This is a genomic window from Streptomyces sp. CS113 (genome assembly GCF_002188365.1).
In the GTDB taxonomy this organism is placed as follows: domain Bacteria; phylum Actinomycetota; class Actinomycetes; order Streptomycetales; family Streptomycetaceae; genus Streptomyces; species Streptomyces tendae.
In genome coordinates, this window is sequence record NZ_KZ195574.1 from 2,353,616 (window position 1) to 2,366,258 (window position 12,643).

11 protein-coding genes are annotated in these 12,643 nt (G+C 71.3%); 2 read left to right on the forward strand and 9 right to left on the reverse strand.

The features are described from left to right. Nucleotides 1-5: 5 nt before the first annotated feature. From B9W62_RS10120 to B9W62_RS10145, 6 genes are all read right to left on the reverse strand, one after another. Entirely contained in the window at nucleotides 6-1,229 is a 1,224-nt protein-coding gene (locus B9W62_RS10120; protein WP_087806870.1) for a ketosynthase chain-length factor, read from the reverse strand. Beyond that, nucleotides 1,226-2,497 (reverse strand): beta-ketoacyl-[acyl-carrier-protein] synthase family protein, encoded by a 1,272-nt coding sequence (locus B9W62_RS10125; protein ID WP_087806871.1) that lies wholly within the window; start codon nucleotides 2,495-2,497, stop codon nucleotides 1,226-1,228. Before B9W62_RS10125 ends, B9W62_RS10120 begins: the two co-directional genes overlap by 4 nt. Further along, nucleotides 2,494-2,823, reverse strand: coding sequence for a TcmI family type II polyketide cyclase (locus B9W62_RS10130; protein ID WP_087806872.1), 330 nt, complete (start codon nucleotides 2,821-2,823; stop codon nucleotides 2,494-2,496). Before B9W62_RS10130 ends, B9W62_RS10125 begins: the two co-directional genes overlap by 4 nt. Nucleotides 2,824-3,133: 310 nt before the next feature. Continuing rightward, nucleotides 3,134-4,699 carry an acyl-CoA carboxylase subunit beta gene (locus B9W62_RS10135; protein WP_087806873.1) on the reverse strand — a complete coding sequence of 522 codons (1,566 nt, stop codon included), beginning with the start codon at nucleotides 4,697-4,699 and terminating at the stop codon, nucleotides 3,134-3,136. A gap of 38 nt (nucleotides 4,700-4,737) precedes the next feature. Further along, nucleotides 4,738-5,394 (reverse strand): TetR/AcrR family transcriptional regulator, encoded by a 657-nt coding sequence (locus tag B9W62_RS10140; protein ID WP_256976260.1) that lies wholly within the window; start codon nucleotides 5,392-5,394, stop codon nucleotides 4,738-4,740. Then, nucleotides 5,391-6,692, reverse strand: a complete 1,302-nt coding sequence (locus tag B9W62_RS10145; protein ID WP_087806874.1) for an MFS transporter — start codon at nucleotides 6,690-6,692, stop codon at nucleotides 5,391-5,393. The genes B9W62_RS10140 and B9W62_RS10145 overlap by 4 nt, the downstream gene beginning before the upstream one ends. A gap of 301 nt (nucleotides 6,693-6,993) precedes the next feature. Between B9W62_RS10145 and B9W62_RS40665 the strand changes: the two genes are divergently transcribed. Next, nucleotides 6,994-7,941 carry a hypothetical protein gene (locus B9W62_RS40665; protein WP_256976263.1) on the forward strand — a complete coding sequence of 316 codons (948 nt, stop codon included), beginning with the start codon at nucleotides 6,994-6,996 and terminating at the stop codon, nucleotides 7,939-7,941. A gap of 92 nt (nucleotides 7,942-8,033) precedes the next feature. Here B9W62_RS40665 and B9W62_RS10155 read toward each other — a convergent pair whose 3' ends face one another. Together B9W62_RS10155 and B9W62_RS10160 are read right to left on the reverse strand one after the other, a co-directional pair. Further along, a complete protein-coding gene (locus B9W62_RS10155) occupies nucleotides 8,034-9,806 on the reverse strand; it encodes an acetyl/propionyl/methylcrotonyl-CoA carboxylase subunit alpha (RefSeq protein ID WP_087806875.1) in 1,773 nt (590 codons plus the stop codon). Between the two features lie 196 nt (nucleotides 9,807-10,002). Next, a complete protein-coding gene (locus B9W62_RS10160) occupies nucleotides 10,003-10,788 on the reverse strand; it encodes a response regulator transcription factor (protein WP_087806876.1) in 786 nt (261 codons plus the stop codon). Between the two features lie 375 nt (nucleotides 10,789-11,163). On the opposite strand from B9W62_RS10160, the gene B9W62_RS10165 reads away from it, so the two are divergent. Then, nucleotides 11,164-11,838 (forward strand): ScbR family autoregulator-binding transcription factor, encoded by a 675-nt coding sequence (locus B9W62_RS10165; protein ID WP_087806877.1) that lies wholly within the window; start codon nucleotides 11,164-11,166, stop codon nucleotides 11,836-11,838. Nucleotides 11,839-11,874: 36 nt separating this feature from the next. Here the strand turns inward: B9W62_RS10165 and B9W62_RS10170 are convergent, their stop codons facing one another. Further along, nucleotides 11,875-12,480, reverse strand: coding sequence for a ScbR family autoregulator-binding transcription factor (locus tag B9W62_RS10170; protein ID WP_256976264.1), 606 nt, complete (start codon nucleotides 12,478-12,480; stop codon nucleotides 11,875-11,877). Nucleotides 12,481-12,643 lie beyond the last annotated feature (163 nt).

The window sequence follows — 12,643 nt, forward strand, 5'->3', positions numbered from 1 at the left end:
TTCGTTCAGCGGAGTCGGTCGGCGCTGCGGACGACCAGGGCGGAGTTGAAGCCCCGGTGGCCGCGCGCCAGCACCAGCGCGGTGCGGACCTCGGTGGTGCGCAGCTGGCCGACGACGAGGTCGAGGCCGTAGTCCTGGTCGGGCTCCGTGTTCGTCGTGGGCGGGATCAGCCCCTCCTGCATCGCGAGGAGGGCGGTCGCCAGGTCGAGGGCACCCGCCCCGGAGTACAGGGAGCCGGTCATCGTCTTGGGCACGGTGACCGGCACCCGGCCCGGGCCGAAGACGTCGTTGACGGCCTCGGCCTCGATCCGGTCCAGCTCGGGGACGGCCGCGCCGTCGGCGAAGACCGCGTCCACGTCCCGGGCGTCCACTCCGGCGTCGGCGAGGGCGAGTTCGATGGCCTTGCGCAGGGCGGGAGGACGCCCGCTGCCGGGCTTCGGGTCGAACGTGGCACCGTAGCCCGCGATCTCCCCGTAGACCTTGGCCCCGCGGGCGCGGGCGGCGTCCTCGCCCTCCAGGACGAGCAGCGCGCCGCCCTCCCCCGGTACGTGGCCGGCGGCCCGCCGGTCGAACGGCAGGTAGGCGGTCTCCGGGTCCTCGCCGGTGCTCAGCCGGCCGCTGGTCTGCTGCGCCACCCAGCCCCAGGGGCACAGGGAGGCGTCCACGGCGCCGGTCACGATCAGCGGCGTGCCCTTGCGGACCTGGCGGCGAGCCTGGGCCACGGAGTCGAGGCCGCCCGCCTGGTCGCTGACGACGACGCCGCTGGGGCCCTTCATACCGTGGCGGATGGAGATCTGGCCGCTGTTGACGGCGTAGAACCAGGCGAAGGACTGGTAGGCGCTGACGTACTCGCTGCCCTGCCCCCACAGCCGCTCCAGTTCGCGCTGGCCGAACTCGAACCCGCCGGACGCGCTGGAGGTGACGACGCCCATCTCGAACGCGGGCCGTTCCGCGGGGCGCACGCCGGCGTCCTCGAGGGCCCAGTCGGCGGCGACGAGTGCCAGCCGGGTCATGCGGTCGGTCTGCGGCATCAGCCGGTTCGGCAGGTGGTCCTCGGCGGTGAAGCCGTGGATCTCGCCGGCCAGCTTGCTCGGGTACTGGGCGGGGTCGAAGCGGGACAACCGTCCGATGCCGCTCTTGCCGACCCGGGTCGCCGACCAGTAGCCCTGCGCTCCCAGGCCGTTGGGCGCCACGACCCCCAGCCCGGTCACCACTACTGAGGCACTCATGCGGCGGTCCTTTCCGGCCGGGCCAGCACCATCGCGCTCTGGAAGCCGCCGAAGCCGCTGCCCACGGTCAGGACGGCGTCCGTCGTGTGCTCGCGCGCGGTGACCGGCACGTAGTCGAGGTCGCATTCGGGGTCGGGCTCGTGCAGGTTGGCCGTGGGCGGCACGACGTGGTGGGTCATGGCGAGGGTCGAGGCCGCGATCTCGATGGCACCGATGGCACCGAGGGAGTGGCCGACCATCGACTTGATGGAGCTGACGGGGGTGGCGTACGCGTGCTCGCCCAGGCTCTTCTTGAACGCGGCGGTTTCGTGCCGGTCGTTCTGCTTGGTGCCCGAGCCGTGTGCGTTGATGTAGTCGATCTGCTCGGGGTTCATCCGCGCCTCGTCCAGGGCGACCCGGATGGCCTCGGCCATCTCCGCGCCGTCGGGACGCAGACCCGTCATGTGGTACGCGTTGCTGCGCGTCGCGTAGCCGGCGATCTCCGCGTAGATGCGGGCGCCGCGGCGGCGCGCGTTCTCCAGCTCCTCCAGGACGAAGAAGGCCGATCCCTCGCCGAGGACGAAGCCGTTGCGCGTGCTGTCGAAGGGACGCGAGGCCCGCTCCGGCTCGTCGTGGCGCGGGGTGGTGGCCCGGATCGCGTCGAAGCACGCCATCGTGATCGGTGAGATCGGCGCGTCGGTGGCGCCCGCGATCATGGTGTCCACCGAGCCCTCGCGGATCAGCTCGATGGCGTAGCCGATGGCGTCGATGCCCGAGGTGCAGCCGGTGGAGACCACCGCGTTGGCACCCTCGGCGCCCACCGCCCAGGCCACTTCGGCGGCGAAGGAGCTGGGCACGAGGTAGTTGTACAGATGCGGCACCGCGTAGGTGTGGTCGACCAGGTTCAGCCGGCCGCCGTCGCTGACGACCCGGTACTCCTGGTCGAGGCCCATGGTGGCGCCGACGGCCGTTCCGACGGTGACGCCGGTGCGGTGGGCGGGGGTGCCGGCCAGGTCGAGGCCGCTGTCGGCGAGGGCGCCGCGGGCGGCGACCACGGCGAACTGGCCGGCCCGGTCCATCCGCCGGATCTCCTGCGGGCCGAGCCCGTGGGCCTCCGGGTCGAAGTCGATCTCGGCCGCCACCCGGGAGCGGAACGGCGAGGGGTCGAAGAACGTGATGCCGCGGGTCGCCGTGCGGCCCTCGCTGAGCAGGGACCAGAACGCGTCGGTGCCCACCCCGCCGGGGGCGAGCACCTCCAGGCCCGTGATGACTACGCGCCGCCCGCTCACGCCTTCGCCTCCCAGTGGTAGAAGCGGGTCGCCATGGCGTCGGCCGGCGAGCGCCAGGTGGCGGGGTCGTACGCCTCGATGAACGGCTTGAGGTCGTCGCTGATCCGGATGAAGCGCGGGTCCGTCTTGGCCTGCTCGATGTTCTCCGAGCCGTTCTCGCCGTCGAAGTCCTGCAAGTGGAAGTAGAGCCCGCGGTAGCCGAAGAGCTGGCGCCGGCGCGTGCCCATCCGGTGCGGCATCTCGGTGGCGTCGAATTCCCGGAAGAGATCGGCCACTTGGCCGCCCGACTCGAGATCCATCCTGGCCACGATCAGGTTGCTGTGCATGCGATTCTTCTCCAAGTTGTCCAGTCGTTGGTGCGGAGCCGAGGGCGCCGAGAACTCACGGCCTCCCGAGGAGGGGAATGCGAAGCCGGGCGAAGAACGCCGGGCCGGAACCGGACCGAGCCGGAAAGGAAGAGTGGGCACCCGAGCGGTCGACCGCTTTCGGGGCGCAGCGACAAAGCGCCGGACTCTGACATCAATGTTCTTCGGAACGGGCCCCGTTATCAAGGGCTGTCGGCGCAAATCCAAGTCCGGTTCCACAGACGAATCACCGGTGTACTACAAAAGGGCGTGCACCGGTGCGCGGGAGCGGTCACTGCGGCGGGTTGCCGTGTTTGCGCGCGGGCAGGTCGGCGTGCTTGGCGCGCAGCATGTCGAGGGAGCGGATCAGCACCGACCGGGTCTCCCGCGGGTCGATCACGTCGTCGATCAGTCCGCGCTCGGCCGCGTAATAGGGGTGCATCAGCTCGTTCTTGTACTCCGCGATCCGCCGCTCGCGGACCTCGTCGGGGTCGTCGGCGGCGTTGATCTCCCGGCGGAAGATGACGTTCGCCGCGCCCTCGGCCCCCATCACGGCGATCTCGTTGGTGGGCCAGGCCAGCGCGAGGTCGGCGCCGATGGAGCGGGAGTCCATCACGATGTAGGCGCCGCCGTACGCCTTGCGCAGCACGAGCGAGATCCGCGGCACGGTGGCGTTGCAGTAGGCGTACAGCAGCTTGGCGCCGCGCCGGATGATGCCGTTGTGCTCCTGGTCCACCCCGGGCAGGAAGCCCGGCACGTCGACCAGGGTGACCAGGGGGATGTTGAAGGCGTCGCAGAACTGGACGAAGCGGGCGCCCTTCTCGGAGGCGTCGATGTCCAGCACTCCGGCCATGGACGCGGGCTGGTTGGCGACGACGCCCACGACGTGCCCGTCGAGCCGGGTCAGGGCGCACACGATGTTGGTCGCCCACAGCGGATGCACCTCGAAGAACTCGCCGTCGTCGACGACCTCCTCGATCACCTTGCGGATGTCGTACGCCTGCCCGGCACCGGCCGGAACCAGGTCGAGCAGCGCGTCGTTGAGCCGGTCGACGGGGTCGCCGGAGCGCTCGACGGGCGAGAGCTCGCGGTTGTTGGCCGGCAGCAGCGAGAGCAGGTAGCGGACGTCCTCGATGCACTCCGCCTCGTCGTCGTAGGCGAAGTGCGAGACGCCCGAGGTGGCGGCGTGCACGTCGGCGCCGCCCAGGCCGTTCTGGGTGATCTCCTCACCGGTGACGGTCCGCACGACGTCCGGGCCGGTGATGAACATCTGGCTGGTGTCGCGCACCATGAAGACGAAGTCGGTCAGGGCGGGCGAGTAGGCGGCGCCGCCCGCGCACGGGCCGAGCATCACGGAGATCTGCGGGATGACACCCGAGGAGCGCGTGTTGCGCTGGAAGATCCCGCCGTAGCCGGCCAGCGCGGTGACGCCCTCCTGGATCCGGGCGCCGGCCCCGTCGTTGAGCGAGACCAGCGGCGCGCCGGCCGCCTCGGCCAGGTCCATGATCTTGTGGATCTTCTGGGCGTGCGCCTCGCCGAGCGCACCGCCGAAGATCCGGAAGTCGTGCGCGTAGACGAAGACGGTACGGCCGTGCACGGTGCCCCAGCCGGTCACCACGCCGTCGGTGTACGGCTTCCTGTCCTCGAGGCCGAACCCGGTGGCCCGGTGCCGGCGCAGGGTCTCCACCTCGTTGAACGAGCCCTTGTCCAGGAGCAGGGCGATGCGCTCCTGAGCGGTCAGCTTGCCCTTGCCGTGCTGGCGTTCGGTGGCCGCCGGATCGGGGCCGAGCCGCGCGGTCTCCTTGATCTCGGTCAGCTCGTCGATCCGGGCATGGATCGACTCGTGCGCCGTGGCCATGGTGTTCCCCACCCTCCGTGGTCGTTGGACTGCTCCGGTCAGCGGTCGGCGGCGGGCCGGTAGAGGCGGACGAAGTCCGCGACGCCGGCGGTGACCAGTGCCTCGGTCTCGAACTCGGCCAGCGGCAGCGCGCCGTGGAACGAGCGCTGGACGACACCGCCCGCGACCAGCTGGATGAAGCGCTCGGCGGCGTGCTCGGCGTCGGTGAAGGCGAGCAGCCCCTGGTCGGCGACCTTCCGCAGACGCCGGGCCAGTTCGCGGTTGGCCTGCTGGGGCCCCGCGGTCTGCCACATCTCCAGCACCCCGGCCGGCCGGGTGGCGATCTCGGCACCGAGGTGGCGGACGATGGCGAAGTGCTCCGGGAAGGTCGACAGGGGTGTCAGCCAGGCCCGGCCCAGGGCGGCCAGGTCCGTCTCCAGGTCGGTGATCTCGGCGAGGTGGTCCTCGGCGATCACGGTCAGCGCGGCGGACACCGCGGCCGCGCCCTCCAGGAGGACGGAGAGCAGCAGCTGCTCCTTGTCCCGGAAGTAGTGGACGACCGTGCCCTCTTCGAGACCGCTCTGCGCGGCGACGTCCTTGACGCCGGTGTGCGTCCAGCCCTCGCGTGCGAAGACGGTGCGGGCCGCCCGGACGATCGCCTGGCGCTGCTCCGCGGGCCCGGCCTGGACGTGCGCCGTGGTTGCCTGCGTGGTCATGGGTGTTCCTCCCGTTGGTGTCTGATGTGTGGGGTGACCGCGTCATGGGTGGCGTCACCGGTCGTGGCGTCCGTCCGCGGGAGCGCGGGCCTGTCGCCGCGCAGGTGGACCAGGAGCACGGCGCCGGCCGCGAGGGCCGATGCCGCGCCGCCCACCAGGAGGCCGGAACGCGCCCCGAGACGCTCGCTGAGGACGCCGACCAGCAGCGCGCCCAGCGGTGTGGTGCCCTGGAAGACCAGGGTGTAGAGGGCCATGACCCGCCCCCGGTAGGCGGGGTCGGTGCCCAGTTGGATGCGGTGGTTCGCGGCCTGTGCGAAGTAGATCGAGCCGAAGCCGGTGCCCAGGAGCAGCAGGGCCGCCAGCGGGTACGTCGGTGCCAGTCCGGCCAGCGTCTCCAGGAGACCGAACCCGGCCGCCGCCGCGATCACCAGACCGAGCGCGGGCCGGCCGCGGCGCAGGGTGGTGGTGAACGCGGCGAGCAGGGATCCCGCCGCGAACGCGGTGGTCAGCAGCCCGAACGCGGCGGCGTCCGTGTGGAAGACCGTCTTGGCCAGCAGCGGCAGGGTCAGCTGGAAGTTGAAGCCCAGCATGCCGACGACGGCGACCAGGATCATCGGCAGCAGCAGATCGCGCCGCCCCAGCATGTGCCGTACGCCGTCCAGTACCGCGGCCCGGCGGGGGCGCCGCTCGGGGCGGTGCAGCTCGTCGGCGCGCATCCGCCGCACGGCGACGACGGTGGCGAGGTAGCTCACCGCGTTGAGGAGCATCACGGTCGCCGTGCCGAACCAGCTGATCAGCAGCCCCGCCAGCGCCGGACCCGCCACCCGGGCGCAGTTGAAGTACGCGGCGCTGAGTGCCGAGGCGTTGGGCAGCAGGTCGGGACCGACGAGTTCGGTGACGAAGGACATGCGGGCGGGGGTCTCGACGGCGTTGACGGTGCCGAGCCCGAGGGCGAAGAGGTAGACGTGCCAGAGCCTGGCCTCGCCGGTCAGTGCCAGCACGCCGAGGAGCAGCGCCAGGACGCCGGAGGCGATGTTCGCCCCGATCAGCAGCCGGCGCTTGTCGTGCCGGTCGGCGAGGCCGCCCGCGTGGAGGGTGAACAGCAGCAGGGGCGCGAACTGGAGGGCGGTCACCACGCCGAGGGCGGTGCCCGAGTCACCGGTGAGGTCGAGGACGAGCCAGTCCTGGGCGACCACCATCATCCAGGTGCCGGCGACGGAAACGAGCTGTCCCGCCGCGAACAGCCGGAAATTGCGAATGGTCAGGGACTGGAACGCACCGGCGAGGAAGGAAGACATCTCGTCCTTCGGTTGGCGCACTGCTGGGGACTCTGCATCAAAGCTTCTTCGCTGCCGTCCGGGCCGGTCAATGCGCTTCGTGTCAGATTCCGGTCAATCCGGGTGACGACTGCGTCATTTCATCCGGACGGACCAGCCTTCTCCAGATCGACGTGAATTCACGTCACGGACCCGTCAGAACAATGCGCATTGCCCCAGACCCTGTCATGGATTGCACAGAAGGAACGTGCGGGTCTTGTCCGCCCGGCATTTCCGCGAATAGCGTTGCCGCGCCATTGACGGAAAACCAGGGGGAGTCACAGTGATCGAGGAAACCGTCCGCGGAAATACCGGGACGTCGGTCTGCGTCGGCGTCGGCTGCACGCGGGACGAGGCCGCGGGCCGGGCCGGGCGCCCCGCCGTGGCGGGTTCGCGGTTGTGCGCGTCCTGCCACCGGCGGCTGCTGCACGAGCTGATGCGGCTGCCGGGGCTGTACGAGGAGTGCGGACTGCGGCTGGGCGGCGAAAGCGGCCCGTGCCGGGAGAAGACCTCCGGCGGCCCGCTGCCCGGGATGCCCTTCAACGCCCGGGCGGCCGACGCACGCACCTCGATCCTGGGGGTGCTCGCCTCCTGGGCGACCCTGGTGGTGGAGGAGCGCGGCCTGGCCGGACCCCGGCGGTCCGTCGGCCCGCTGGCCCAGTTCCTCGCCCGGCACGGCGACTGGCTCGCGGCGCACGGCGCGGCGGGCGAGGTGTCCGCGGAGGTGGCGCGGCTCGTGCGCCGCGCGCGTGGGGTGATCGACCCGGTGCCCGGCCGCCGCGTGCACATCGGCGACTGCGTGGAGCCGGGGTGCTCCGGCGCCCTCACGGCGTTCGTGCGGCCGGAGCGGCCGCAGGTGCCTGCCGAGATCACGTGTGACGCGCAGACCTCCCACTCCTGGTTCGGGCACGAGTGGCTCCAGCTGAGCCGCCGCATCGGCGCCTCGGGGGCACGGCCGGCGCCGTCGTCCTCCGGGTCGGGAACGGCCCAGCAGGCCTCGGTGGCACCGCCGGAGACCCGGCAGCCCGTTCCGGCGGACGGCGAGCAGGAGGTGCGCTGGGTGACCGCGGCGGACATCTCCAGCCTCTGGGGCATCCCGACGGGCAGCGTCTACCGGCACGCGAGTACGCGTAAGTGGCGGCGCCGCAGCGCTTCGGGCCGGACGTACTACCACGGGATCGACGTCTACGAGACGCTCGACGGGGTGACCGCGGCGGCGGCCGGCCGCTGAGCCCACCCGGACGCCCGGCATCGGCGAGGGGCGTCCGGCGGACCGTGTGAGGTGGTCCGCCGGGCGCCCCTGTCGTGTGGTGCGGGTGGTGCTCAGTCCTTGATCTCGCAGATCGCGGCGCCGGAGGTGATGGACGCGCCGACCTCGGCGCCCAGGCCCTTGACGGTGCCGGACTTGTGGGCGTTGATCGGCTGTTCCATCTTCATCGCCTCAAGGACGACGATCAGGTCGCCCTCGGCGACGTCCTGGCCTTCTTCGACGGCGATCTTCACGATCGTGCCCTGCATCGGGGAGGCGAGGGTGTCACCGGAGACCGCGGGGCCGGACTTCTTCGCCGCGCGGCGCTTGGGACGGGCCCCGGCCGCCAGGCCGGTGCGGGCCAGCGACATCCCCAGACTCGAGGGCAGGGACACCTCCAGGCGCTTGCCGCCGACCTCGACGACGACGGTCTCCCGCCCGCTGTCCTCGTCCGCCTCACCGTCCGCGGGCGCGGTGAAGGGCTTGATCTCGTTGACGAACTCCGTCTCGATCCAGCGCGTGTGGACCGTGAACGGGCCGCTGGAGCCGGTCAGTTCCGGGGCGAAGGCCGGGTCGCGGACGACGGTGCGGTGGAAGGGGATCGCGGTGGCCATGCCCTCGACCTGGAACTCGTCCAGGGCGCGGGCCGCGCGCTGGAGGGCTTCCCGGCGGGTGCGGCCGGTCACGATCAGCTTCGCCAGCAGGGAGTCCCAGGCCGGGCCGATCACCGACCCGGACTCGACCCCCGCGTCCAGCCGCACCCCGGGCCCCGTCGGGCCCTCGAAACGGGTGACGGTGCCGGGAGCGGGCAGGAAACCACGGCCGGGGTCCTCGCCGTTGATCCGGAACTCGAAGGAGTGCCCGCGCAGCGGCGGGTCGTCGTAGCCCAGTTCCTCACCGTCGGCGATACGGAACATCTCCCGGACCAGGTCGATACCGGCGACTTCCTCGGTGACCGGGTGCTCGACCTGAAGGCGGGTGTTGACCTCCAGGAAGGAGATCGTGCCGTCCATGCCGACCAGGAACTCCACCGTCCCGGCGCCGACGTAGCCGGCCTCCTTCAGGATCGCCTTGGACGACGCGTACAGCTCCTCCAGCTGCGCCTGGGACAGGAAGGGCGCGGGGGCCTCCTCGACCAGCTTCTGGTGGCGGCGCTGGAGCGAGCAGTCACGGGTGGAGACCACGACCACGTTGCCGTGGGTGTCGGCCAGGCACTGGGTCTCCACGTGGCGGGGCTTGTCGAGGTAGCGCTCCACGAAGCACTCACCCCGGCCGAACGCCGCCACCGCCTCACGCACCGCCGAGTCGTACAGCTCCGGCACCTCTTCGAGGGTGCGGGCGACCTTGAGGCCGCGGCCGCCGCCGCCGAACGCGGCCTTGATCGCGATCGGCAGGCCGTGCTCCTTCGCGAAGGCCACCACCTCGTCCGCACCCGAGACCGGGTCGGGGGTGCCGGCGACCAGGGGGGCGCCGGCCCGCTGGGCGATGTGCCGGGCGGCGACCTTGTCGCCCAGGTCGCGGATGGCGTGCGGGGGCGGACCGATCCAGATCAGGCCCGCGTCCAGGACCGCCTGCGCGAACTCCGCGTTCTCGGAGAGGAACCCGTACCCGGGGTGAACGGCGTCCGCGCCCGACTCACGCGCGGCTTTGAGGACCTTGGCGATGTCCAGATAGCTGGTCGCGGGGGTGTCACCACCCAGGGCGAACGCCTCATCAGCGGCGCGGACATGCAAAGCGTCCCGGTCCGGGTCCGCATAGACGGCCACGCTCGCGATCCCGGCGTCCCGGCAGGCCCGGGCCACGCGGACAGCGATTTCGCCACGATTGGCGATGAGCACCTTGCGCACGACGGCTCACCTTCCTGAGCGTTCGGATAGTCCCGCCAGGCTCGCCGGACTCCACTTCACAGCTCAACCCGGATCAGGACAAACCTTGGTGAGGAGTCATCAGGAGCAGGTACCGAGTACCCCCGGACGCGCGTTCGCCCCCACCGGGCCGCGGCCCGGTGGGGGCGAACGGACGGGGCCGCACCCGGCCGGTGCGCTACGGATGCCCGAGGCGGAAGCCCACCCCCCGGACGGTGATGATCCAGGTGCTCGACCCCAGCTTGCTGCGCAGGCTGCTGACGTGAGTGTCGATCGTACGGCCCGGACGCGACCAACTGTCCTCCCAGACCTGCGTCATCAGCTGCCTGCGGGAGACGACCTTCCCCGGCTGGGCGGCGAGCAGGTACAGCAGGTCGAACTCCTTTCGGGTCACCCCCACACTCCGCCCGTCCAGCCAGATCTCCCGGAGCCGCGCGTCGATGCGCAACGGGCCGTGCGTCAGGACCTGCTCGGCCGGCTGCTGCGGGCGCACCCGTCGCATGACCGCCTCGATGCGGGCGAGTAGTTCACGGAAGCCGTACGGCTTGGACATGTAGTCGTCCGCGCCCGCCTGGAGCCCGAGGACCCGGTCCAGTTCGCTGTCGCGTGCGGTGACGGCGATGATCGGCATCTCACTCGTGGCCCGCAGACTGCGGCACACCTCCAGTCCGTCCAGGTCCGGCAGATCGACGTCGAGCAGGACGAGATCCGAACCCTGGTACGTCCGCAGGGCTTCGGCACCGGTGGACACGCTCTCCGCCGCGTACCCGTGCCGCCGCAGGCCCTGCACCAGGAGGTCGGCGGCGCGTGCCTCGTTCTCCACGACGAGCAGCCGCAGGGCTCCCTGCCGCGGGGGCGCGAGCGCCTCGGCCAGCGAGGAGCCGGATATGGACGGGGTCTGATGGAGGGATCCGTGACGTCGTGCCGTACGGGGCTCCAGAACGTCTGTGCTCTGGCGGTTCATCTGTAACTCCCCACGTCCGCGCGATAGGCGCGTTACAAGTAGACCGTTCAGCCGAACTTTAAAAACCGCGAGCCCGGTTTGTCAATCGGCTGCAACATCTGGACCGAGGACCAGCCGCCGCCACCACGTCCGCGCTGAACCGTACCGACCAAGACAGCGCAAATCCCCCATACAGTCGCTACCTGCACCCACACGGAGCGCGCCAGGGCGTCCGCGTCGGGGAAATCAGGACGAGATCCCCCGCTTACAAAACCGCAAGGTTGGTTTTATACTGACGTGCATGCGTCACCCTCGCGTCGTCGATCATGTCGCGCCGGGTGTCACTCCCCCTGTCGTCCCCGCCACACCAGGCACACTCCGCAACGGAGCCATTCGGTGAAGAAACAGGACCGGGCCATCCGCACCCGTCACGCCCTGATCCGTTCCGCGGCCGAGTTGTTCGAGCAACGCGGATACACCCAGGCGCGGCTGTCGGAGATCAGTTCCGGCGCCGGGGTGAGTTCCGGGGCACTCCACTTCCACTTCCCCAACAAGACCGCCATCGCCGACGCCGTCGAGCACGACGCCGGCCGCACTCTCCGCCGGGCCGCACGCAAGGCGTACGAGAACCAGCCGCACCCGATCCAGATCCTCGTCGACGTCTCGCACGTCCTGGCGCACCTGCTGCGTCAGGACGTGGTGGTGCGCGCGGGTTTCCGGCTGAACTGCGACGACCCGGTGCGCACCGGGTCCAGCCTGCGCCAGGAATGGCAGGGCTGCGTGCAGCAGTTGCTGGCGCGGGCGGCCGCCGACGGTTCGCTCCGCGGCGGGCTCCCCCAGCGGGATCTCGTGATGTCCCTGGTCGCGGCGACCACCGGATTCGAGGTGCTGAGCCGCGAGAACGACGAGTGGCTCTCACGCCGCTCACTCACGCGCTACTGGCAATTGCTCCTGCCCGCCCTGACCGCGGCGCACGCGACGCTGCGGCCCGCGGGGACGGACGCCCTGATCGGCGATCCGGCCCCCGTACTCATACGGCAGCGGTCCGCCGAACCGACCGACTTCCGCTGAGTGTCCCTCGCCGGGCACCACCGGCCGTCGAGTCCGTCAGGGCTCGCACGGCACACTCGGCGCCGCCGCACGGGGCGTCCCGTCCGGCGCCCCGGTCAGCCTGGGGAGGAGGAACGTCCACCACTGCGCGAGACGTTCGGCCGGGGGGAGGGTGTGGTCACCCGCGCCGAGCACCTCGAACCCGACCGTGGCAGCCACGATCGCGGTCGTCACGGCGTCCACCGGCACCTCCCCGGCGATCTGCCCCGCGTCGCGCGCCTCGAGGACGAGGCCGCGCAGGCCCTTGTGCAGCCGGTGCGGCAGCCCCTGGGCGTTCTTGCGGGACGGGTCCGCGCTCAGTCTGAAACCCGCCCGGACCACGGAGTCCGCGGCGGCGACCCGCAGCAGGCCTCCCGTCACCTCGGCCAGCGCCTGGAGCGGACCACCCGACGAGACACGGCAGCGCTCGACCAGTTCGGCCACGGCGTCCTCCGCCGCTCTCTCGACCCGCTCGGCCAGCTCTTCCTTGCTCGCGAAGTGGAAGTGCAGGGCGCCGGCGCTCACTCCGGCCCGCTTGCTGATCCCGGGCAGCGAGGCCATCGCGTACCCGTCCGCGGCGAAAACCTCCGCGGCCGCCCTGATCAGGGATTCGCGTGTACGCATTGCCCGCGCCTGCTTGACCATCACGCCTCCTCGCGCCCAGCGCGACGAGTCTAGCAAACCGCATGCGTGGTATTTTTGACCTTTCGGAGCACCGCGGTGAAGAGACGTCCGCGGGCCGCCGGAGCCCCACCGCCCGTCGGGCCGGGGCGGCGGGGTTCCGGTG

What these genes read in the sequence shown, in the direction of transcription:
- B9W62_RS10120 (WP_087806870.1), bottom strand. Translation starts at nt 1,229, where the DNA reads ATGAGTGCCTCAGTAGTGGTGACCGGGCTGGGGGTCGTGGCGCCCAAC.
- B9W62_RS10130 (WP_087806872.1), bottom strand. Translation starts at nt 2,823, where the DNA reads ATGCACAGCAACCTGATCGTGGCCAGGATGGATCTCGAGTCGGGCGGC.
- B9W62_RS10135 (WP_087806873.1), bottom strand. Translation starts at nt 4,699, where the DNA reads ATGGCCACGGCGCACGAGTCGATCCATGCCCGGATCGACGAGCTGACC.
- B9W62_RS10140 (WP_256976260.1), bottom strand. Translation starts at nt 5,394, where the DNA reads ATGACCACGCAGGCAACCACGGCGCACGTCCAGGCCGGGCCCGCGGAG.
- B9W62_RS10145 (WP_087806874.1), bottom strand. Translation starts at nt 6,692, where the DNA reads ATGTCTTCCTTCCTCGCCGGTGCGTTCCAGTCCCTGACCATTCGCAAT.
- B9W62_RS10160 (WP_087806876.1), bottom strand. Translation starts at nt 10,788, where the DNA reads ATGAACCGCCAGAGCACAGACGTTCTGGAGCCCCGTACGGCACGACGT.
- B9W62_RS10170 (WP_256976264.1), bottom strand. Translation starts at nt 12,480, where the DNA reads ATGCGTACACGCGAATCCCTGATCAGGGCGGCCGCGGAGGTTTTCGCC.